Below are 22,828 nucleotides of genomic sequence, written 5' to 3' on the forward strand. Positions count from 1 at the left end.
CCAGGGGCAAGACGCTACGGCGCCAGATCATCAACGTGCCTGCACGACTGGCCCGTCCACAACGCCGACCCTGGCTCCACCTGCCCGAGCATTGGCCATGGGCACCCCAATGGCTACAACTCTGGCGAAGCGTGTTCCCCTCCACCACCGGGCCACCACTATCAGCCTGACCTGCCCATCCCGCCCCCGCCAGGCCAAACCCAAGGAACCAAACAAAGTGGAAAAGCTGGGCAAACCAGCAGATCCATCACGCCCAAAATCACAACAGCGTCAAAACACCGGGACCATGCCCTCCAGAAACCCGTCCGAAAGCCAATCCACGGATTCAGGCTTAGCGGGGGTCCCTCAGTGTCCACGAGGCTTGGCGGCGTTCCGTTAGGAGGGTGAACGAGAAGGAGCCGGCGGATGGTGCGGGAGGGGCGACAGCGATGGCGATGAACGAGATCCGGCAGCAGGCACGCAAGAGCGCCGCAGAACGGGTCGCCAGGTTGCGGGAGCAGCGGGCGGACCTCGTCAAGAAGCAGGAGGAGCTGTCGGCCACGGTGATGACGGCGCTGGCCGAACGCGACGCAGTGATCGCTGACTCCGAACGGCGGGCAGGAGCGGCCCTCAAGGAGCTCGCGTCCAGTGGCCTGAACCTGGCGGAGGCAGCCCAGTGGTGCGACCTCGTCGGGAAGGAAGCCGCACGGCTGGTGAGGCTCGCGGCCCAGCCGGCCACCGCCGATGGTGAGGCGATGGCGAGGGAAACGGTCAGTGGCGAGCGGTAGCTTCCTGAGTATCGGGAGGTCGAGGAGGACCATCATGACGACGTCAACGTACCCGTCCGAAGCGGCCAACTTCGCCGGGCGGGCGTGCTCATGAGGTTGCCGCGGGTGGTGATCTCCGCGGTGGTGTGGCATCCGGTCGTGCTGCCCGTCCGGCCCACCGCGACCCACGCCGGACGCCGACCCTGCACCTCGGCGCGGCGGCGTGGCCTTGCGCCCTGTGGACAGTGGCGCTCGCCCGCACGGTTAGTGACTTGTACGGGCGAAGGGATTCATGGGCACCCCCACGATCCGAGGACACCTGGAAGGAAGGGATCACGATCATGACCGGAGTGGCGATGCCCGCCGAGTCGATCGCCAAGGTCGATCTGCTGCTGGGGCGGGCGACGATGCTGACTGCTGACCGCTGGGACGACCTAGCCGCGATGATCCACGAGGCAATGGGGATCTCGCTGTTGATGGCGGCCACTCACCCGTCGAGCCGGCCCGTGAACGTCCCGGGACTGACACGACTGACGGCGCTCGAGTGCGTCGAGAACGCGTTGCGCGAGGTTCAGGCCTGGGACCTGGCCCTCGCCGCAGAGCTGCCCGACTTGGCCCAGTTGCGGGTGCTGCTAGCCGACGTCCGCAGGGACTTGGACAGCTCTGTCGGACGGCGAGGGTGACGGCCCATGTGGCAGGCCGTCCGGCGGGAACTCGCCCGCCTCGAGTGGGGTGTCGAGCCGCCCCTCACGCTGGATCTGATGGCCGACTGGACCCAGACCGTGTCCAGCTTGGTGACGATCCGGCAAGCGATCGGCCCGATCTCCACAGCCGACCCGATCGCGCTGCTGGCCACCGCAACGACCGGCGCAGCGCGAACTGCTGAGGTGAAACCGATCCTGGCGCCGTCGCTGGGCGCTGTGAGCGCGGCGCTCGCCGACGTCGGCCAGGACATGGCGTCGTACCCCGACCTCGACCGGAAGCGCGACGCGGCCACGCTGAACCACGTCGCCTACGAACTCGTGCACTGGGTGCGCGTCCGGACGCCGGACGAGCAGGCGAAGGCATGGCTGCTGGCCGGAGAGACCGCACTCGACGGCGCGATCCACGCTCCGACGACACGATCGGCCGTCGGCGTCGGCCTGGCGGCCTGGCAGGGTGCCCTCGCGGCCGTGCAGCCTGTCCAAGCCGCCCCTATCGTGCGCCGCAGCGTGGCGCTCGGGCACCTGGCGCTCCTGCGCGACACCCACGCCCTTGTGGAGGAGGCGAAGCGTGCGGGGGCGCTCCCAGAGCTGTACGCTGATGCGCTGCTCGGCAGCATCCGCGAGCTCGCCCGAGCCCACCAGACCACCCTGAGTCAGATCGACTGCCGTCGCCTCGGCTCCACCCGCGGCGACCAAGCCGTCATGCTCAAGCTCGGCACGGCCGTACGGATACTCTCCGGCCGCCCAGACCACGCCGAGCCCTCCCATGTCCGTCTGGACGCGCTGCTGCGCTCGAGTGCCGGCCAAGCAGTCCTGGTCGCCAACCTCACCAGCGAGCCGTCGGCCCAGCCCGCAGCTGCGAGGATCAGCCGACTCTCACTGGAGTACCTGACCAACCCCCGGATGCTCCGCGAGGTCGACCTGCCGAAAGCCCCCGCGCCGCCCGCACCGGTGGAGCCCAAAGCCGCAGCCGCGCGGGAACCCCGAGCGGCGGCACGGATCGCACTCATGGAATCGACGGTTAGCCCCGGGACCGTCCTGGACGGCCCCTCCATCCTTGCGCTCTGCCAGGCCCGTGACCTTGGCGTCGCCGCTGCGACCGGCGATCCGTTGAACCCGCCCGAGATCCTCCGGGGGGTTGACTCATCGCGTTGGCCGCAGTTGGTCGCCGAGGGGCGGCAGGCCGTGACCGACCTGGTCGGCTCGGTCATTCCAATGGTGTACGCCCAGACCCGAAGAACCCCCAACGCCGCGGACACTCGCGGCCAGATGTTTGTTGAACTGATGGGCGCGGCTCACCGATTCGACCCTCAGCGGACCAGTCCTGAGGGGTGGGCCAGCTATGCCTGGATGACGCTGAAGCACGCCCGAATGCGCGGAGTCGACGAAGCTGGCGTGGTCCGCAAACGCACCACCGGCCCTCGACCTTCTACGGTGACCCTCGATGGGCGGGACCCGGCGAGCCGAACTCCCGGCCCTGGTGAGGTCGTCGAAGATCGGCACGCGGTCGCTGCCATCACGCAGGCACTCGGGCAGCTCCCTACGTCCCTGCGGGAGCCGCTGAGCGCGTCGATGCAAGGACACCCGCTCCGGGAGATCGCCGAGGACCTCGGGTACTCCGAGAGCACTGCTCACCGACGCATCAAGGAAGCGCGCGAGCTCCTCAAGGGCGAACTCGACGCGCGACGCCACGACAGCCCGTGGGTGCCTTTCGACACGGGGACCGATCCGGTGCTGCGACGCGCCCAGCGCCTCTTCGAGCAGACGCCGACGTTGTCCCGCGGCCCAGGAATTGAGGGGGGTATGAGAAGGTAACAGTCATACAAGCAAGCCCCATGGGTTGGACGTCACTCTGCATGGGTCGGCTGCCGCTGTGGCAGCGCAGACAACGCGTGCCTCACGGCAGATTGCTGGCGCCGACGGTGATTCGGGTCTCTCATGGACGGCGTCGCTCCCTCGAAGTTTCTCCACGAGTCTGCGAGGCTTCGCTCATGAAATGAGCGACTCTGAGGATAGTTCAAAGTCTCCGAAGTGGTTCCGGCAGGCAAAGCGGCGAGCGGGACTTGCTTCATGGAGAGGGCGACCCGTGTGCGGTGGAGACTAAGTAGATCCCGGGGGCAATGACCAGAGAAAGGGCGGTCTTGAGGACGACGTTTGACAGGATGATGCCCACGATCACACTCACTGGTAGTTCACCCAAAAAGGCGATACCCGCGAACAGCACGGAATCCAATGGAATCGATCCCAGGTTCGAAAAAGCCACTCGGCCGAGCAATCCATGGTTCCCGTGGCGAGCGACCCACCAAGAATACAGGCGAGTGTCAAACCACCCGGACGCGATTTGAGCCACCACAGACGCGATTACTATTCGAGGCGCGAGGCTGAGCACGTCGCCGAAGTGGATCTGCGCCGCGGATTGTGCTACTTCAGGCGAGGCGGGTATTGCGCCGACGACCCATGTCCCCAGGGCTGCTGCAGCAGAGAGCGCCCCAGCCAAGATAATCGTCGCTTCGGCCGCCTTGGCCCCGGCCTGCCGGTGGATCAGGTCGCGCAGCGTGAATGTGAGCGGGTAAACGAGCGTCCCTGCATCAAGTGGACCGAAGGGGGAGGAAACGATCCGGACCGACCAAAGGTTCGCCAACACGCAGGCGACCATGAAGCTTCCCGCCAAGCCCAGGGTTACACTCATACGCGCCGTCACGTGTCGGATGCTACCGGATGGCGAAGACATCCGTGACCGAGGGGAGAAGCCTTGCATCTCGCAGTTATTGCTCCGCTGAGCATGATGTCCGCCCTGTGCCCGCTGGGGGACATTGAACTCGTGCTGGGCAACATGTTGCTCGAGCCCAACTACATGGCCTACTACTCTTCGGCGCGAGATAGAGGTCGATGCCTGATCTTGGATAACGGTGTCATGGAGTTGGGGTACGCGCTCAGTTCTAGTGAGCTCTTTGATCTCATCGATGTGTTGAGGCCCTCTTTCGTAACCCCCCCTGAGGTCCTGCACGACGGACCGGAAACAATGAGGCTCACCAATCAATTCATCACGGACTTGGATCGTCGGCGAAGCGCGGACTCGGTCGAAGTTCTAGGAGTCGCGCATGGGTCCAGCCTGCGAGAATGGACACAGACGTTCGATGCGTTGGCAACGAATCCGCGCATCGCACGCATCGGCATCCCATATGATGTCCCCTTTGCGGTACCGGGCGAGAGCGAGCGTGTTGACCAACTTGGGCAGTGGGCTCATCGTCGAATGTTTCTGACCGAGTTCGTCTCGCAACGCTACGCTGACAGGGTCAAGGATGTACATCTTCTCGGATTAGCTCACCCAATGGAACTGGTGATGCAATCGCGCCACACCTTCATTCGAAGTCACGACTCGTCCTGGCCGGTCATGGCCGCAGTTCGCGGAATCAACTATGACGAGACTCTCATGATGGAAGTGCCAGAGAAGCCCTTCATCAAGTGGGACGTCCCATGGAATGACGGTCAAGCGCAACTAGCTGCGCACAACGTCGCGATCACGAGGCAGGTAATCAAGAGTGACATTGAGCATCGCGCTCGATTTTGACGGCGTTCTCACTCATCTGGTCACGAAGGACCACCTCTCCCTCAGCGGCGACCAGGCCGTGCGTGACTCTGTCGTGCACCCCTACGCCGAGTTTCTTGTCGGCGCGCTACGGGCGATTGGAACTGTGACGATATTCACGGCCCGCCCTCCCGATCAGGAGAGCGTTATTCGTGAGTGGCTGTCGGCGCGACTGGGATCGCAGGAGTTGACTGTGTTCTGTTGCGGGGATGAACTCAAACACCACGCATTTCGTAGGCTAGGTTTCGACGTGCTAATTGACGATGATGCAGAACTAATACGGAAGGTCGGCCCTGCGGTTGGCATTTATTACGCGCCCACATCCATGTCGGACCTTGAAGGCATTCTATCCAGAGTACTGAGTCGTGACCGCAGATGGGCTATCAAGATTGGGCAACTCCGAGATCACATAACGGCAGCGCGCGGCATTGGAGACAGGTCCCTGGGGCCGCTAATGGTTTGCAGCGGTGCCTCAGGCGAACGATACAAGTTGCGTGTCAGCACCCGAAGCCGCACTTCCGGAATGTGGGAGCACCTCTCGGACGGAACACTAGCTGGCTGGGGGCATTTGCCTGAAACCATCCGTGTTGGCGAGTGCGCGCTACTCTCTCGATACGTTGAAGGGGATGTCTTCTCAGAGCTTCCTGAAGTCGGTCGTCATGGGGGTCTCATTTCGGTCGCCGACGCGCTCGCGTCCCTCCACCGCACTACGGCAGCGGACAACCAACTTCCTCGAATAGCGTTGAGCGCCGACGAGAGGAATGTGGTTGTTGATGCCCAGGGCCAAGTGATGTTCGTTGATCCAGAGATGGTGACGCGAGGTCCCTTCCTGGCGGACTTGGTGTGGGCTCGAGCCTATCTATGTCGGAGTCTTGCGGAATGGCTGGCCTTCAGCGAGCAGTACTTGGTGGCAAGCCAGCGCGAAACCCTGGGGCACCTAGATGACTGGGATCGGGCAGAGGTGTTCGCGGTGGATCGGCTCTCATCACAATTGGAAGCCGCCGATTTGTTGCGGGGTTCCCCGTCCGTCACCGCAGACTTGAAGACGCTGCAATTCTCTCGAGTTCTTCCAGGTAGATATCAATAGCCTGAAAGTCAGGATGCTTCTTGCTCCGGTGGAACTCCAGGTACGCTTCCGCCTTGAGGGAATGGAGTTTATCCCTGGGCAGGGCGCGACAGATGGTAGGAACTCCTACTGGCTCCCCGCGGTAGCGATCCAGATCGACCTCGTAGTGATCTATCAGGCCTTCAGCCAGAGCTTGCTGGTATCCAACGGTCCCGGGATGCGCCGTGTAGATATTGAAAAGCACGTGGTCGGCATCAAGCTGAAGTGCGAACTCAGTTGTGCGCCTAACGGTCGTTTCTGTGTCGTTGATGGCGCCCATTATGAATGAAGTAGTTACAGGAACGGCAGCCTTCTTGCACGCAGCCACGGCAGCTGTCACTTGCGCATTGATGACGCCCTTGGATATATCTGTCTCCAGGAGACGCTCGTCGCCCGTTTCAACGCCAATGAATACGCCCTTGCATCCTGATTCAGCCAACTGGTGCGCGGTTGAATCGTCGAGCTTGTCGCTTCTCGTATTGCAGACGTAGCTAATGTCGAGCTCTTTGATAGCAAGGGTTAGCTCGGAGGTACGTTTGCGCCGCATGGTGAAAGTGTCGTCCCAGAATTGAACACTCTTGACCCCATGCTCGCCCACCAGGAGTTCGAGTTCACGCAGAACGTTGGTGACACTGCGCTCGCGATAGCGACCGTCGTTCAGCCCGCCCTTCGCGGAAAGGCAGAAGGTGCAGCGGAATCCGCACCCGCGGGAGGTAACCATCGTTGCCCATGGAGACGGCAACGACCTATGGGGGGATGACTGGTATGCGTCGGAGGTTAGTGTCGGATGCTCGGGGAATGGCAGATCGTCCAAATCGGGGAGTGGTGCCGGTGGGTTGATCACGAAAGCTCCGTGCTTGCGGTGCGCGAAGCCCGGGACTGTCTCGAGTGGCATTCCAAGAAGGAACTGTCGTAGAGGAACCTCGCCATCCCCAATGCATACTGCATCAAAAGCGTCAAGGCAGTCCTCGGCTCTGAAAGCTGCGTAGGGGCCCCCAGCGATGTAGGTGTCGGCGAACGTCCTTTCTACGACCTCCACGCACAGTGGATAGGTGGATGTGTTTGTGGTTATCCCGATCACATCGGGCGAGAAGTGATTGATCGACTCAATCATGGTGTCGAAATCAGCGTACTCTTCGCCCTCGAAGACCCTGACGTCGACAATGTCTTTCGTGTAGGCTTGCATGTAGAGAAGCCCTAGGCAGGGGATAATGCTCTTGAGCTCGTATTCATCGCCGTAGATTATTCGCGCTGCCGGCGGATTGACCAGTGCTACACGTCGACTCTGCACTTCCTGAACTCCTCATCGATCCCGACCCAACCGACCGTCGGTCCAAGGGGGCGCTACAATTGGACTGTGGCGTCCTCCGAATGGTCTACCTTGTACTCTACAGCTTGGGAGTCGTTCTGTGCGGGCGAGTTCGGGGTTTCAGCGGGCCTTCTCGATGACGGAGGTGGACTCGTGGCCGTCGCGAGCAGCCGGGACATCAGTCCGGCAGTTGTGGGACAACCCCTCGGGCAATCACCAATAGCCCACGCTGAACTCAATGCCTTGGCAGGGGTATCCCGTGAGGGGCTCGCTGGGGTCCGTTGGCTCCTGTCGACACTCACTCCATGCCCTATGTGTCTTCACGCCGCGGGGGTTGCCGGGGTCACCGAAATCCGATACGCGGGCATCGATCCCGGCGCCTTGGCGGCCTCGCCTCAAACGGGATACGGTGGGCGCCAGCTACCGCGCATGTCTCAGGTCGGAGAAGAAATCGAGGTGCTCTTCTTTGAGTTGCTCCCCCTAGTAGGAAGCCTGCGACTGAGAGGGACGCAGGGTTCTGCATTCCAATGGTACCGCGAGCGAAGGGATCCGATGGGTCGACTGGGTGTTCAGCTCGCTGGAGACAGTGCCTTCGGCGCAGGTGGAGAGTGGACCACTGAGTGCAAGCAACTTGCCTCGCGTTTAGGAGGCATTGGGCAGTTGCGCATGGCCGCCACTGGCTACCCCACCCCTCATGCGTGAGGGGTGAGGTGGGGAACCATCCGCACAAGCAGTCGTGAAGACCCTCACCCACGATCTAGTGACCCCACCAATCTGGGGCAGGGCCCGGATCTGGGGTGGTTGCACAGACGACACGCCACTGAGCCTGGTCCAGCAGGCCGGCGCTGACGGACCACTCCGACCTCGCGATCGTTGGCCTACCCGATCCGGTAGCGGGCCCATACGCCCCCGCAGGGAGGCCTGCCGGGCCCGACGCGCCTGTCGTTGCAGTCGGCCATGACCCCGGCCACCGTCCCATGGTCAGGCAGGGAGCCCGGCCGCTCCTCAGCGTGTCGGGAGTGCCCTTGTGCTCCGCCAGTCGGCGCCGGGCTGACGCCAAGCCGCTCACGCCGGTGTTCAATCCGGCGAGTCGCGAGCGCGACTCTGCGGTCGTGGGCTCCCCGTCTGTGGGCGGGCGCCCAGGAATTGGTTGGTGTGCGCGGCGACGACCCCGACCCGCCCATGCAGCACGTACATCCTCTACGATGGCTCTCTTGCCGACACCTGCACGACGGCGTCGAGGACCAGGTCGATTCCCATCACCAGCTCCTCGGGGGTGATCGTCAGCGGGGGAATGAGCTTCACGACCTGTCCGTGACTGCCGCAGGTCTCTACTAGCACGCCGGCTGCAAAGGCAACTCGGGAGACCGCGCGCGCCCACGTCTCGTCAGGCAGCTCAATCCCGATGGCAAGACCTCGTCCGCGAACGGTCGCCGGGGTGCCTTCCAGGCCTGTCCGCAGCCGCTTGATCGCACGCGCCCCGAGTGCGAGCGTCGACTCCCTAAGTGCGTTGTCGAGCCAGAAGTGCTCCAACGCAGCCCTGGCAGTGACCATAGCGAGGTCGAAGCCGCGGAATGTACCGGAGAACTCCCCTGGTAACCAGACGTCGTGCTCGGGGCGGATCAGAAGCAGCGACAAGGGCATGCCATAGCCGCTCAGAGACTTGGAGAGACAAACGATGTCGGGGGTGATGGCCGTGTCCTCGAAACTGAGGTAAGGACCGGTACGGCCGGCTCCCATTTGGATGTCGTCCACGACGAGGAGCGCGCCCGCTTCGGCGCACAGAGCGCTGACGGCTCTCAGCCATGAGGACTCGGCGAGCCGGATGCCGCCCTCACCTTGGACGGTCTCGAGGATAACAGCAGCAGGCGAATCTTCTTCCAGAGCTCGCCTCAACTGTGCGAGGGAGTCGGGATCCGTCGCGAAAGGCACTGCACGCGTGTCGAAGCGGAGTGAATCCCGCGCGGCTTTGGAGCCCGACGAAACACTGCTGGCCCCCAATGACATGCCGTGGTAACTGCCTTCGAAGTAGAGGACGCGAGACCGCTTCGTAACCTTGCGCGCCAGCCGGAGCGCCGCTTCGACAGCGTTCGTCCCAGCAGGCCCGGGGAATTGAACCAGGTGCTCCATTCGCTGGGGCTCGAGCACTCGCACCGTGAAGGACTCGAGGAAGGCGCGACGCGCGGTGGTGGCCATGTCGAGCGACTGCACGGTACCGCCGCGCTCGAGGTGACGCACCAGAGCCTCGCGGAGCACGCTGTTGTTGTGGCCGTAGTTCAGCGAGCCCGCACCGGCGAAGAAGTCGAGGAAGCGACGGCCTCCCACCGCTTCTAGCCACACACCTTCGGCGCGGTCGAACTCGACCGGCCAGGTTCGGCTGTAGCTGCGGACGTTCGACTCACGTCGGTCGGTCACAGCCACTGTACGACCGCCTTCATTAGCGCCACTGCCTCCGTTGCGATCGAGGTTGCTAGCAGCGCCGGTGCCGGATCCAAGATGGTGTGGACCTCGAGCGCCCAACCCACCGAACCGCGCTCAACCGTGACAGTGCGCGGAGAGGCGGACGTGTCCCTCCTCCACGAGGTCTTCTCTTTCCAAGCGGTTTGGTCGAACTCACGAAGGTCGCGCTCGTCTCCGGTGAAGTAGTTCTCCACCACCAGCACCGTGTCCAGCGCTGGTGCGTCACCGTTCGCCGAACCCAACTCGCGGTCGATTGCTTCTTGGCCGAGGTGGCCGTGACGGTGCAGCGCGGCGTACGTCGTTCGAGCGGCCGCTGCGCCGGCCGCCAGTGAGGACTCGTGCCGAGGGAACGGAATGTCAACCGTGAGCTGGCCGACCGTGCGTACCCCCGCACGCCCGGTCCCGTCGCGCACCGTCGACCGCAGGCCGAGGGGATGCGTATCCGGCCAGTGGAGCGCCCTCCGAAGGCCGATCCCGATCGCTGACGTCAGGCAAGCGCTCTCCGAGGTGCCGATCCGTAGGGCCGCCTCGTGGACCAGCGTGCTGTCCAACTGTACGCGGCTCGACCCCCGTGCCCGCGACAGCGCAGTGGTGTCGGACCGGGCAGGCGCAGCCGTGAGCCCGTGCACGTGACGGGTTAGGCCCGACACGTCATGGTCGCCAGAAAGTGCCCACTGTCGGTAGCGCGTCGAGTCCTCAGCGTCGAGCCTACTTCGAGGGTCGACGTACCGGCGCTGGAGTGCGCGTACGAAAGTCGCGAACGACCACCCGTCGAGTACCGCCTGATGGAACGAGAGAACCAGCGATGTCTCTCCGTCCGACAGCACCGCGACCATCCGCATCAGCGATCCGGCGCCCGGACCGAAGGTGCGGGTGAGGTCGTGCTCGACGACGTCGCGCAGCGTGGAGCTGCTAGCCCTAGTAGCACGGCCCTTGATGACATCGAAGCTGTGCGCCTGGCCCGTGGGCGCCGCGAGCGAGCCGTCGGCGTGCCAGACCCTGGCGAGCGACGGTAGTTGCGCCAGACAGGAGTCGAACGCGTCTACCAGCCGTGACGGGTCGAGTCGACCATGGAAGGTGAGGACTGACTGTTCGTGCATCGGCGCTGGTCCGAGTGCTTGGCTGGACGTGAGCCGCAAGTAGCCGGCCTCGACCGGGGATGGCCGCTGGTCGCTCGCTCCACTCACGCCAACCAACTGGTGTCCCCGCTCCTTCACGAGATGCCGGGCCATCGCCCGGATCGAGCCAGCCTCGATGAGAGCCCCGACCCCGACATCGTGACCCAGCCGCCGCAGTGCCACCGCGATCTGCAGGAACGTGAGCGAGTCGACCCCGGCGGCGTAGAGGTCGTCGTCGACGCCGGGAGCCGTTCCGACCACACCCCTGGTGACATTGGCGACGACTCTCGCGACGCTGGGGAGGAGATCGTCACCCGTCGCCGACCCCATCTGGGCCGTGGCGGGGGCGAGGACCTCCAGGGAGGCCGGCGTGTGCGGGTCGACCAGGAAGCGCTCGAGGGCCCACGCCAGCCGATCCAGCAAGTGCTCTGCGACGCGGTGTCCGTCGTACTGGAACTCGACGGTCACGGCTCCCACAGTCAACTGCGCCGTGACGTCAACCGCGAACTCGTTCTGCTCCGCAGCGCGGACCAGTCTCATGTCGACACCAGCGAAAGCCGACGTCTGTGACGCCTCGCTGTAGACCGTGATGAGCGTATCCGGCGTACCGACGGCACCCGAACGCCGCGCGTGCTCCGTGCCAACAGAGAGGTGCGGCAGTTGGACGGGCGGGGCCACCCGCTCGGCCAGGCGCTCCGCCACGACCACAGGCGAGTCACCTGCAACCACGATTTCAAGGGCGAGGACTGTGTCCGCGAACATTCCGACCGTAGGTCCGTGGCCCGTAATCGGAGCCTCTCGACGGTCGACGGAAAGCGAAACAGGCGTGAGGTCCGACGGGCGTATCGTCCGCAAGGCACACGCCCATGCCGCGATGACGAGCGCGGCCGGCGAGGTGCCCGCCTCGACCGCCACCGCCTCCAAGGTGTTGACCGCAACCTTGAGTGTGCGGGTGCGGGGGTCGCGTGTCGACTTTTCAGGGGCGAACGTGCTGAGCCGGTCACCGTTGCCCAACTGGAGACCGGGGCTGGCACCATTGACAACCTGCACCGCGTCCAGCTCGAGCCATGCGCGCAGCACCTCGTCCAGCTGAGCTGTCTGTCGTAGATCGAGACCGACGCAGAGCCGGACCAAGTCTTCCATCGCAGTCCGGAGGCCCACGCCGTCCAGCCCCAGATGGTGGTGGGTCATGCAGAGCCAGATGCAGCCTTCCTCGACCTCGATGACCGTCAGCCGCGCCAGGGGGCCGTGGCGGAGGTCGATGCCCCTGTCAATCTCATCGTCGCAGATTCGGTTCGCCTCGACCCGAGCATCGTCACCTGCCGACCTGAGGTCGAACGACGCTGGCGGCGGTCCGGCCTCCCCCCGCACGACAAGCATCGGAGTGCCTCGGAAGGATCCAATATTGCACCGCAGGCCCGCGTGATGCTGTTGTAGGGAATGCCACGCGGTTATGACGTGGCCGCGAGACAATGGCCCCCGCAGTTCGATGACCCACTGCCCAACATAGCTCGCGGGCTCCGAGGAAGCGACGAGGTGAATCCCTTGCTGTGTCCTGGTAAGCGGCAGCACTGCCTCAATCGACGACATCACCAGTCTCTCTCGAGTTCACCCAAGAGCGCGTCGACTTCGGCGCCCTCGATGCCGAGCAGATCCAGCCCGCGAGGGAGTGAGCGGCCGGGGCGAGCGATCGCCTCGATGAATGCGGGCGCGGACCTGGTCATCTCCGTCAGCAAACCATCAAGCCCCCAACTCCACCCGGCCGGGTGAGTCGTGACTTGGGCCACCCAGCCACTGCCCCCCTCCTGCTCAACAAAGTCCACCACTACTCCGTGCTCGTCGCTCGCAGAGTTCCACACAGCGACAGCTTGGGGGACGCGGACTCGCGCACCCAAGGACGGATGCGCGGGAAGCGAGAGGGACCGACCCATCACATTCACGAGAGGCACCGCGGGCAGCGGGCCCTCGGAGCTAGGCGCCGCAGCCAGGAGCGCGGCATCCCAAGTCCAGGCGGGAGGGTTCGTCGCGAGGGACCGGTCGACGGCGTCTAGGAGGTCGGAGGGATCGAGAGAGCTGGGGCGGACTAGAACGGGCTCGAGCAGAGTGTGGCACCCCGCGCCATTCCCGAGAACGTCGTGACCAAACAGGGTCCCTCGGCCATCACGCTCGATGTCCACCCTTACCTCGTCGAGCCCAGACTGCAGCATCAGCGCTCTCGCGACCATGGCCAGCGCGAGCCGGGGGACCGCATCGACCGGAACGCTTTCGAGCCCAGGAACCAGCACCTGGCCGTGCCGGACGCCGGTCAATGGGGCTCCATGCGCGTGTGCATTCTGACGGTGGGTCGCGGCGGTGACCCGATCGAAGTGGGGTCGGTACAGCCCGGCCGCAGCGGATGCACGTCGAGCGAGCTCCGCGCTCCAGGCCGGCATCCCAGTGCGAATGCGAGAGGGCCTGCCCTCAAGAGTCTCGGACAGCGCAGCCGTCAGCTCGACGAGCGTACCCACGTCCGCCATCAAATGCGAGAGCGCGACGCACACCTCGGCGTCGCCGACCGAAGTGGCGACCAGCCGTCCGACGGAGGGGTCGACAGCGCCGGCGGCTGCCTCCACCAGGAGCGCGTCGAGCACGTCTTGGTCCCCATTGGCAGCCACGGTCGTACTACGAGGCATAACGTCGTCCGACGTGGCCTGCTCTACCAGACTGACCTGGCCGCCCCCGTCCAACCGATGTACCGCAACACGCAGCGCCGCGCTTGCCTTGACCAACTCGGTCACGGCCTCCACGACTCGACCGACATCGCCGACCTCCTCGAACACCAGCGCGAGGACCGGGTCGGGAACGCCGTCGCCAGGAACCGTGGTCATCCGAACCTGTCGTGGAGTGGGGGTGAAGCTAAGGGAGGAGGACCGGTCAGCGTCAGAGCCACGACGCCTCAGTAAGCCGACGAGATCGGCCACGGTCTGGTGCTGGTATAGCTCGCGCACGCTGAACGTCCAGCCAGCCGCACCGAGCCGAGCGGCCAGGTCGACCGCGCCGAGCGAGTCACCGCCCGCTTCGAAGAAGTTCTGTTGCAGCGTGTCCGCCCCCAGCACGGCGGTCCAGGCCCGATGCACGGCCTCCAGCACCTCGTCACGGGTGGCCTCCGGATCGCCGGCGGGGATCGGCACCGACATCGAGAGACGCCGGGCTGCCCCTCGGTCAAGTTTCCCGTTGGGTGAACGGGGTATCGCGGTCACCGGCTGGACGTGGCTCGGCACCATGAAGTCAGGCAAGAGGTGGGACAGTCTCCGTCGGACATCGGCCACCTCTACCGCTCCGTCGAGCACCACGAGCGCACGTAACCCACCCAGTCCGCTTGACCGCTCCCCGGGCACGAGGATCACGGCCGCATCCTTCACTCCGGCCAACGACAGCAACGCTGACTCGACCTCACCTAGCTCCGCCCGGCGACCGGCCAACTTCACCTGGTCATCTGCTCGACCGTGGAAAACGAAGCCCTGGTCGCGAGTAAGCGTCACGATGTCGCCGGTGGCATAACCCCGCTCACCCGGCCGGTAGGGGTGCTCACCGAACCGCCTCAACTGGCCGTCGACGACGTACCCGTTCGCAAGTACGAGGCCGCTGATGATGAGTTCGCCCGGGAGACCCATCGGCCGCACGCGCCGCCACCGGTCGACCACCAGCAGTTCGACGTTTCGTGCTGGATGTCCAATCGGCACTACCGGCCGCCCTTCCTCGAGTACGTGGAGCGTCACGTCGTCCGCGGCCTCGGCCGGCCCGTAAGCGTTGGTGATGGTGGCGTTCGGAAACGCACCCCGGATCCTGGTCACCAGACTCGGCTCGAAGGCTTCACCTGTAGTGAGGAGGTGCCGCACCGCTGCTGTCCGGAGGCGGACATCAGGACGGGTGTCCAACAGGTCGCAGAGGGCTCGCAGGTAGCTCGGGACCAACTCGAGCACCGTCACCCCAAGCCGCTCGACTTCGGCGAGGAACTCCTCCGGGTCCCGCAACTCCGTGTCGAAAACGACGGCAGTCGCGCCGACGAGTGGCACCAGTGCCTGCCACACGTGGATGTCGAACCCTAGGGGTGCTGTCTGCCCGACCCGATCTGCCGGCCGTAGGTCGACGTGCTCACGCACCATCTGCAGGTGGTTTAGGAAGGCCACGAGCCCGACCTCGACGCCCTTCGGCCGACCGGTGGAGCCGGAGGTGAACAGGATGTAGACGGGGTCCAGCGCATTGCGATCACCGGTCGGCTCGAGGAGCCGCGCCTCCTCGGGAGGAGCGGTCGGAAGGTCTAGGACAACCGCCACTACCGCACCGAGTGCCAGGCGCAGTTGAGCTGGCGCCGTGTGGTCCACCAGGACCACCGTCGGACGTGCGTCCCTGGCCATCGCCGTTGCTCTCTCGGGCGGATTCGCCCCGTCGCAGGGCACGTAGACCGCGCCGAGATGGAGGATCGCCACCGTGGCGGCGACGTGCGACACACCACGGCGACAGCTCACCATGACCCGATCACCTCGCCCCACTCCGTGCTCCGCCAACAGCGACTGCACCGCCGCCGCCCACGACTCGAGGCCTCGGAACGTGCAGGTCTCATTTCCGTGAACCACGGCCGTGCGCTTCGGGTCGCAGGCGCTGACCATTCGGAGGTGAGCGGTCGGTGAGACAACATCGACCGCATGAACAGGGCCGGTACCGAGGGTGAGGATCTCCGCACACTCGGTCGCTGGAACGACCTCAGTGTTCGTCGGCGAGCCCGTGCCTTCAGCCCAGCCCCTGAGCAGCGACTCGACGGCGGACTGCAGGATTCCGTGGAGTTGGTCGCTCGACGAACGGGACCCCCACCGCACCTCGACCTCGTCACCACGATCGACGACGTTCATGCTCGCGCCATAGCGAGACGCCGGGTCCGGACGCCGTACCTCTTGGGCCGCAAGTGGGCCGTCGCGCGGGCCCGATCGCTCTCGGACATAGCTGAACTCGAAGTCGGAGAACACCGATGAGCCGTCGGAACGACGTCGCGGGTTGGCACTACGGACGATATCTTCGAGCGGCTCGTGGCGATGCGCGACGGCGAACTGGAGCTCTGCCTGAATCTGGTCGACGTACGCCGACCACTCGACGCTCGGCGATAGCTGACTCCGCACCGGCAAGGTGTTGACCAGCATGCCGAGCGACCGCACGTCGCTCGCGGGGCGTACATCTACCTGAATCACGACGAGGAGGTCATCGAGGTCCAGCACCCGGTGCAACGCGCTGGCGAACAGGGCGAGAAGGATCGTCGCGCGTGACCTGCCCGTGCTGACCTGGACGGCGCTCAGGTGAGCCACCGCCTCGTCGGACACCACGATGCGCCCGGTGGCGCCCGCACCGTCGGTCAGTAGCGTGACCGGCGTGGCGTGGTCAGGCAGCGGGAGCAGTCGGTCTGACCACTCCGTGTCGGCGGGCCGCCAGGGGACCGTGGAGGGGTCGAGCACCGACCACGCGTCTGTGGACGGCACCCCGAGCACTTCGGCGATCAGCTCCGCAGCGACGTGGTCGAACGATCGCCCGTCGAAGAGGCTGTGATGGGCGACCAGGACCAGGAGTCCGGCGCCGCTGGCGGGCGCAACCCAGCCCGCCCGGAACAGGGGCGGACGCGCCAAGTCGAATGGGTTAGCGATGAAGTCGTCGATTGCCGATCCGGGAACGGCGCCGCTGTTGAGTTCGACGACCCACCCGGTGGAGCGCTCATCGTGGATCACCGTCGGCCCACCGTCCACGAGGTCGATTGCCAGGTCGAACAGTCCGATCCGGTCGGCAGCTCGGCGGATACGCCGCTCCAATGTCGGAAACCCCAAGGACCCGTCCAGAGCCACCGCCTTTGTCAGGTGCAGGGACCGAGTGTCGTCCGCGAGTGTGTGTGCGAGCCACATAGCCCGCTCGACGGGCGACAGATCTCGGTGCTTCACTGCTCCTCCGATCGGTCGCCGACCTGGTGGATCAGGAAGGCTAGTGTCGGGTCCGCGATGAAGTCGGCGAGTTCGACTTCGACTCCGAGCTGATTCAACACAGCAGCGATGAGGTCCATCGCTAGCACGGAGTCGCCGCCCAGCGCGAAGAAGGAGCCCCGGGACGCCGGCCGCCCGAGTACCTCGGCCCAGATGCGGGAGACTGGATCCGGCACGGACTCCTCCGGATGCACCCCACGCAGCAACTTGTCGCTCGGGCCACGCTTCAGGTCGCCGACCCCACGCCAGACCTGCGGGATCTCCCACAGCTCTAGGACGGTTTGCACGGCGGCGACCGGATCGACGAGTTCAGCCGCCGACTCGTACTCGCAGACAAGGCGGCCACCGCGCTCGTAGACCACGCACTCCTCGACATTCGGGAGCGATCGGACGACGGCCTCCACCCTGTCGAGGTCGACGAGACGGCCGAGGCGCTTGATGGCGCGGTCGGATCGGCCGACGTGCACGAGCCCGCCAGCCATCTCGCGCACCAGGTCCGACGTCTGGAAGTACGCACCGCGCTTATCAGATCCGAACCGATCGACGGTGCCCTGAGAGGGGACGTCCCCGAGGTAGCCGTTGGCAACTCCCATGCCTCGAATGCGGAGGAGACCGACGCCGCTGCGTTCGGTGGGCACCACGTCCAGTTCGACGCCCGGGAGCGGGGTCCCGAGAGGGACGGAGCCGCCGGAATCCTCGTCGGGCTGGTAGACATGCGTGGTGGTGCAGACCGCGGCCTCGGTCGGTCCGTAGGCGTTGATCACGGTGTCCGCGAACCCGCTCAGCCGACGGGCCAGTTCCGGGAAAAGCGTCTCGCCCGCCGAGACCGCGACCCGCAGCCGGTTCTCCAGGTCTAGCCGGGCCCAGACGCTAGGGGGAGCTACCGCGTGGGTCACGCGTCCCGCTGCCATTCGCCGGTTTACCGCCGCAAACGTCGACCAAGGCCCAGGCGTGCCGTAGACGAGCACTCCGCCGGCCCAGAGCGTGGGGAGGGCGTCCCCTAACCAGGCGTCGTAGTTGTAGGCCGCGAACTGAAGGGTCCGGGCTTGTTCGTCGACACGGTACCGGTCAACGAGTCCAAGCACGGTGTTGCGGAGCGCTGCACCATGGTTCACGCAGATGCGTGGTCGAGCCGTGGAGCCGGAGGTGGCGATCAGGTAGGCGGCGCCGGCAGGCAGCCCCGGTGGGCGTTCGCCCGGAGCGACCCCGGTCGCAGTCAGTTCGATCGAGGTCAGCCACGCCCGCCCGGGCTCTGCCGCCTCGGAAGTGGGCGAGAGTCCCATGTGCGCTCCCGCGGCAGCGAGGAGGGGGCCGTGTGCGGTGCGGTCAGTGTCTAGGAAGAACGGCACCCCGCCGACGCGCCACGCGGCTAGCGCAGCCACGAGGCCCCTCGGATCCCCTCGGGGGAAGCGGACCGCCACCACCTTGCCGCCCAGGGTCGGAGCGATGCGTTGGGACAGTTCGTGAACAGCGATCGCCAATTGGCCCTGGCTCAGCTCCATCGTCGGCGTCGAGATGGCCAGCAGACCACTCTCGGCCCGGCTCTGGACACTCTCGCTCAGCCACTCCATCGGGAGGTGCTCAGCCACCTGACCCTCCCGCAGAGTCGACTTCGAGCGCGCCCTCGAGCACGCGTCGGAAACGCGGAGTAACCCAGACCTGGTTCTCGACCACTAACGCGTCGAGGCTGGACTGCTCGAACAGCTCGTACGCTTGGTCTGCCGAGCGGACCATGGGTTGGCCCCGACCATTGAGCGAGGTGTTCAGGAGCATCGGGAGTCCTGTCTCGCGGGCGAAGGCGCTGAGGAGCATCCAGACATCCTCCGCCTCAGCTCGATGGACGGCCTGGATCCTTGAGGTCCCGTCGCGGTGCACAACGGCGGCGATCCGAGCCCGCTGGTCTGCTCGTGCAGGGACCGTTGCGGTCATGTGGCGAATGTTGAGCCCGGGCGGGACGTCAAACCACGCGTCGACGTCCTCTGCCCGGACAGCGGGCGCTAGCGGCCGGAACGCCTCTCGCTCCTTCACAATGGCGTTGACGCGATCACGCATCTCGGTTCGTGCGGGCGACGCGAAGATGCTCCTGCCGCCCAGGGCTCGCGGGCCGAACTCTAGGGGGCCTCTCGCCCAGCCCACGACCGCGTCTGCGGCCAGGATCCGCGCCATGGTTGAGGCGAGGGCTGCGACATCGGGCGCCACCCAGTCCGGCGTCGGCGGGCGACGACTCCAGATCGGTTGTGGCCCGAGATAGGGGAGGGCAGGCATGGTCAACTTCACTGACGGCGCCGAGGCCAATGTCAGAGCGTACGCCGCGCCAATGGCGGTCCCATCGTCGCCGGGCGCCGGCGGGACGTAGACCGTGTCGAACAGGCCGAGCCGAGCGACGTCCCCGATCGCCGCGCAATTCAAGGCGACTCCGCCGCAGACCACGAGTCTCGAGGAACCCGTCATGCGCTCGGTCATCTGCGCCAAGTGTACTAGCGCCTGCGAGAGCCGCACTTGGGCTGCGGCGGCTAGGTCCGCGTGGGCCTGCGTCAGCTCTTCATCGGCGCCACGCCGTGGCACCGTGTTAGTCGCTAGCCACGCGAACGAATCAGTGTAGAGCTGGTTCCCGTCGGTCCAGCTCAGCAACGGCACCGATAGGTCGGCGTTCCTTATTGTGACCGTCTGGGTGACGGCACTCGCAAACCGGTCCGGGTCTCCCCAGGGGGCCAGTCCCATCACCTTGTACTCGTCGCAGTTGGGAAGGAAGCCGAGGTGGGCCGTGATCAGGGAGTACCACAGCCCGAGCGAGCTGCGGGGTCCAAACGCGGCGACCCGGTGCAGTGCTCCCTCATGGAGCCGGTAGATCGAGATGGCCTGGGCTTCACCCATCCCGTCGACGACCAGTACCCCCGCCTCGTCGAGCCCGGAGGCTACGGCGCCGAACAATGCGTGTGCCCGGTGGTGAGCAACCGGAGAGACGTGGAGGGACTCGGGCGAAAGTGGGAAGGCGGCTCTGAGCCAGTCTGTCTGGAGACCAGGTGCGTAGACACTGTCGTAAAGGGCCGCGCCCAACGAGGTGGAACGCATCATCGGCCCTAGACCCGTGAAGTCAAAGTTGTGCCCGATCGCGGTGACGTCTTCCCACTGCAGCCCGGCGTCCTCTAGGCACCACTGGAGAGGCTCCGCGGGGAAGTCTCCGTCGAACTTTCTGCCCGAAAAGCGCTCGAGTTGCGCCGCTGCGACGAGTGACCCGTCGATGACCACCGCTGCGGCCGCGTCCTGCCCCTGGTAGATCCTGAGTTCGGCCGGGTCGGAGGTCTCGCCGAGCCACTTGGATCGGAATCGACCAGCCCCGTTCAGTCCGCTGATGCCCAGCGCTACAACGTGACGCCCCCGGTCGCTCGTCAAGTACACTCCTCCTCGACTTCAAGGGTGGACGGTCCAGCCGCCCGTGCCCTGGCCTTCAAGGAGGAGCCTATGCGACCCGTGGACCTCAAGGGGGCGTCACCCGCGACATTGCCGTCAAGCTTGGAATGCGATCTGACCGCCATGTGCTTGGTCATCACCGCGCCCGTCGTCGCGATGTCTGCGGCCGGTCCGGCATTGCTCGACGCTCACGAAACCGCACGCCTCGCCGACTTCGTGAGCGTGGATGCCGAGCGCCGCTTCGTCGCCGGGGCTTGCCTTTTGCGGCTCGTGGTCGCACGGCTCACGGGTCAGCACCCTGCCGCGGTCGAGGTCGACCGACGGTGCCTCGAGTGTGGCCGGAACCACGGCAAGACCCGGATCGGGGATGGCGACCTCCAAGTGTCGGTCAGTCACTCCGGCGACGCAGTCCAAGTGGCGTGCACCCGGTCCGCGCCAGTCGGCGTTGATATCCAGGCCCGTGGGAGTCGGGTCACGCCAGCCATGCGCGTCCTGCTCGGGCGCGAACGCGACCGGCAAATGACGACCGAGGCCTTCCTAATCACATGGACCCGCATCGAGGCCGTCGTGAAGGCGACCGGGGAGGGGCTCCGAGTTCCGCTAGAGGCGGTGCGGGTGAGCTCGCCGCAGGACCCGCCCAGGCTCGAGTCCTACCGCGGCGAGCCGCTGAAATGCCAGATGCACGCGCAGCGCCAGCTCACTGGCTTCGTCGGGTCGGTCGCCGTGCTCAGTGATTCGGCGCTCGAGTTCGTGGAACTGTCAGCACGCGACTTCCTTGGGGCTCGTCACACCGACCAATGATCGGCGAGCACTCGCTGCTGAGGCTGGGCGATCTAGTTGCGGGCGCTCGCACACGACCGGTTGCTTGCCGATTGGAATGCAACAGGCTATTGCTATCTACCTGGAAGAACTCGAGAAGAGTGCAGCGCCTATCTTTCGGAGTTTATGGAAGTGGGCACGACCTCGGCGTTCGCCGACACGTTCCGGGGAGTCAGCGGGCTGGCAGACCTTGTTGGGGATCAGTTCGATCACCTCGCCGACATCGCTGGGCAGAGTGAATCCGGCCGAACATTGTACCCGCTGGGCGTTGACCCAGTTCAGCAGGTCGTTGCTGTACCCATCGCCATCAACCCTGACCAGCTCCTGTTTCCTGGCCGGGAGGCGTTCAGATAGTGGTCGGACGCCCGGCTCGCGGCCGGCTACACCGACAATCCGCGGGCGATCCATCTGAATCGCTCTGAGTTTGTTGGAGACTCCTGGTCTTGGAAACGAGGATGGAGTCAAGCCAAAGGCACAGACGCCGGGGAAGCCGACGACGCGTCGGTACTCGGAGGAGGAGAAGGCCGCCGCTGTTCGGATGTTACGGACCCTGCGGTCGGAGTTGGGAACGGCCCAGGGGACAGTGCAACGGGTCGCGTCGCAGCTCGGGTATGGGGTCGAGTCGGTGCGGACCTGGGTGAAGCAGGCCGATGTCGATGGTGGTGTTTCTCCGGGGGTGAGCACCGCTGAGGCGGCGCGGGTGAGGGAGTTGGAGCAGGAGGTCCGTGAGCTTCGCCGGGCCAATGAGATCCTCAAACGGGCCGCGTCTTCGGGGCGGAGCTCGACCGCCAACACCGGAGATAGTCGCGTTCGTCGACCGGAACAGAGACGACGTCGTGGAGGGTCGAAGGCTCGGGGTCGAGCTCATCTGCACTGTGTTGCAGGTGGCTCCGAGCACTTACTACGCCGCTAAGTCCCACACCCCCTCGGCTCGGGCTGTCCGCGATGACGAGCTGATTCCTCGGCTGGTGGAGCTCTGGGAGGCGAACTACCGCGTCTACGGGGTTCGGAAGCTGTGGGAGACCGCTATGCGGGCAGGCATGGGGATCGGGCGGGATCAGACCGCCCGGCTGATGCGGGCTGCGGGGATCGAGGGTGCCCGACGCTCGAAGCGGGTGACCACGACCCGGCGGGATCCTGTGGCCTCACGCCACCCGGACCTGGTGAAGCGGGAGTTCACCGCCACCGCGCCGAACCGGTTGTGGGTCACCGACCTGACGTTCGTGCCGACCTGGGCCGGTGTCGGCTACGTGTGCTTCATCATCGACGCGTTCTCGCGGATGATCGTCGGCTGGCGGGTTGCTCCACACATGCGCACCGAGATGGTCCTCGACGCGATCGGGGCCCGTTGGTCCAGGGGCCATCGCCACGGCGATCTACGTGTCGCAGCGACGCGGGCAGCCAATTCGCCTCCATCCGCTACGGAGAGCGACTCGCGGAGATCGGCGCGACCCCCTCGATCGGAACCGTCGGCGACTCGTTCGACAACGCTCTGGCCGAGGCCATCAAATGCCGACATCGGCATTTGATCGCTTATGCCGACGTGTGGATTATGCCGACCGTGACCACGT

Annotated in this window: 14 protein-coding genes and 2 pseudogenes; 9 read left to right on the forward strand and 7 right to left on the reverse strand. The window is 65.5% G+C overall.

What is annotated here, in order from left to right; translation table 11 throughout:
* The 4 genes and pseudogenes from BUC15_RS19635 to BUC15_RS15550 all read left to right on the forward strand — a co-directional run.
* A pseudogene (locus BUC15_RS19635) lies at positions 1-170 on the forward strand (IS1380 family transposase); the annotation flags it as partial.
* A gap of 213 nt (positions 171-383) precedes the next feature.
* Entirely contained in the window at positions 384-767 is a 384-nt protein-coding gene (locus BUC15_RS15540) for a hypothetical protein (RefSeq protein WP_139280305.1), read from the forward strand.
* A 320-nt stretch (positions 768-1,087) separates the two neighbouring features.
* Entirely contained in the window at positions 1,088-1,429 is a 342-nt protein-coding gene (locus BUC15_RS15545) for a hypothetical protein (protein ID WP_073189985.1), read from the forward strand.
* A gap of 6 nt (positions 1,430-1,435) precedes the next feature.
* Positions 1,436-3,265, forward strand: a complete 1,830-nt coding sequence (locus BUC15_RS15550) for a sigma-70 family RNA polymerase sigma factor (RefSeq protein WP_073189987.1) — start codon at positions 1,436-1,438, stop codon at positions 3,263-3,265.
* A gap of 253 nt (positions 3,266-3,518) precedes the next feature.
* Here the strand turns inward: BUC15_RS15550 and BUC15_RS15555 are convergent, their stop codons facing one another.
* A complete protein-coding gene (locus BUC15_RS15555; protein WP_175558368.1) occupies positions 3,519-4,151 on the reverse strand; it encodes a queuosine precursor transporter in 633 nt (210 codons plus the stop codon).
* Positions 4,152-4,202: 51 nt separating this feature from the next.
* On the opposite strand from BUC15_RS15555, the gene BUC15_RS15560 reads away from it, so the two are divergent.
* Together BUC15_RS15560 and BUC15_RS19640 are read left to right on the forward strand one after the other, a co-directional pair.
* Entirely contained in the window at positions 4,203-5,021 is an 819-nt protein-coding gene (locus BUC15_RS15560) for a hypothetical protein (RefSeq protein ID WP_139280306.1), read from the forward strand.
* The gene (locus BUC15_RS19640; protein WP_139280307.1) at positions 4,999-6,126 is read left to right on the forward strand and encodes a hypothetical protein; all 1,128 of its coding nucleotides are present in this window, start codon (positions 4,999-5,001) and stop codon (positions 6,124-6,126) included. Before BUC15_RS15560 ends, BUC15_RS19640 begins: the two co-directional genes overlap by 23 nt.
* Here the strand turns inward: BUC15_RS19640 and BUC15_RS15565 are convergent.
* Entirely contained in the window at positions 6,068-7,435 is a 1,368-nt protein-coding gene (locus BUC15_RS15565) for a B12-binding domain-containing radical SAM protein (RefSeq protein ID WP_073189994.1), read from the reverse strand. The two genes, BUC15_RS19640 and BUC15_RS15565, sit on opposite strands and share 59 nt — an antisense overlap.
* A gap of 171 nt (positions 7,436-7,606) precedes the next feature.
* On the opposite strand from BUC15_RS15565, the gene BUC15_RS21300 reads away from it, so the two are divergent.
* The gene (locus tag BUC15_RS21300; protein ID WP_073189996.1) at positions 7,607-8,155 is read left to right on the forward strand and encodes a tRNA-specific adenosine deaminase; all 549 of its coding nucleotides are present in this window, start codon (positions 7,607-7,609) and stop codon (positions 8,153-8,155) included.
* A gap of 498 nt (positions 8,156-8,653) precedes the next feature.
* Here BUC15_RS21300 and BUC15_RS15575 read toward each other — a convergent pair whose 3' ends face one another.
* From BUC15_RS15575 to BUC15_RS15595, 5 genes are read right to left on the reverse strand one after another with little or no spacing between them, the layout of a single operon-like run.
* On the reverse strand, positions 8,654-9,874 hold the full coding sequence (locus BUC15_RS15575) for a diaminobutyrate--2-oxoglutarate transaminase (protein WP_073189999.1): 1,221 nt from the start codon (positions 9,872-9,874) through the stop codon (positions 8,654-8,656).
* Positions 9,865-12,621 (reverse strand): condensation domain-containing protein, encoded by a 2,757-nt coding sequence (locus BUC15_RS15580; protein ID WP_073190001.1) that lies wholly within the window; start codon positions 12,619-12,621, stop codon positions 9,865-9,867. The genes BUC15_RS15575 and BUC15_RS15580 overlap by 10 nt, the downstream gene beginning before the upstream one ends.
* Positions 12,621-16,988: an amino acid adenylation domain-containing protein gene (locus BUC15_RS15585; RefSeq protein ID WP_139280308.1), complete on the reverse strand. Its 4,368-nt coding sequence runs from the start codon at positions 16,986-16,988 to the stop codon at positions 12,621-12,623. Before BUC15_RS15585 ends, BUC15_RS15580 begins: the two co-directional genes overlap by 1 nt.
* Positions 16,985-18,616: an AMP-binding protein gene (locus tag BUC15_RS15590; protein ID WP_139280309.1), complete on the reverse strand. Its 1,632-nt coding sequence runs from the start codon at positions 18,614-18,616 to the stop codon at positions 16,985-16,987. The genes BUC15_RS15585 and BUC15_RS15590 overlap by 4 nt, the downstream gene beginning before the upstream one ends.
* A complete protein-coding gene (locus BUC15_RS15595; protein WP_139280310.1) occupies positions 18,609-20,420 on the reverse strand; it encodes a carbamoyltransferase family protein in 1,812 nt (603 codons plus the stop codon). Before BUC15_RS15595 ends, BUC15_RS15590 begins: the two co-directional genes overlap by 8 nt.
* A gap of 69 nt (positions 20,421-20,489) precedes the next feature.
* Here BUC15_RS15595 and BUC15_RS15600 point away from each other — a divergent pair, with 69 nt between their 5' ends.
* Positions 20,490-21,239, forward strand: coding sequence for a 4'-phosphopantetheinyl transferase family protein (locus tag BUC15_RS15600; protein ID WP_073190011.1), 750 nt, complete (start codon positions 20,490-20,492; stop codon positions 21,237-21,239).
* A gap of 445 nt (positions 21,240-21,684) precedes the next feature.
* Positions 21,685-22,764: pseudogene (locus tag BUC15_RS19175) on the forward strand (IS3 family transposase); the annotation flags it as partial.
* Positions 22,765-22,828 lie beyond the last annotated feature (64 nt).

Source organism: Tessaracoccus bendigoensis DSM 12906, from assembly GCF_900141915.1.
In the GTDB taxonomy this organism is placed as follows: domain Bacteria; phylum Actinomycetota; class Actinomycetes; order Propionibacteriales; family Propionibacteriaceae; genus Arachnia; species Arachnia bendigoensis.

Coding starts and splice junctions, on each gene's coding strand:
- BUC15_RS15600 (WP_073190011.1), top strand. CDS start 20,490: ATGCGACCCGTGGACCTCAAGGGGGCGTCACCCGCGACATTGCCGTCA.
- BUC15_RS15545 (WP_073189985.1), top strand. CDS start 1,088: ATGACCGGAGTGGCGATGCCCGCCGAGTCGATCGCCAAGGTCGATCTG.
- BUC15_RS15580 (WP_073190001.1), bottom strand. CDS start 12,621: ATGTCGTCGATTGAGGCAGTGCTGCCGCTTACCAGGACACAGCAAGGG.
- BUC15_RS15550 (WP_073189987.1), top strand. CDS start 1,436: ATGTGGCAGGCCGTCCGGCGGGAACTCGCCCGCCTCGAGTGGGGTGTC.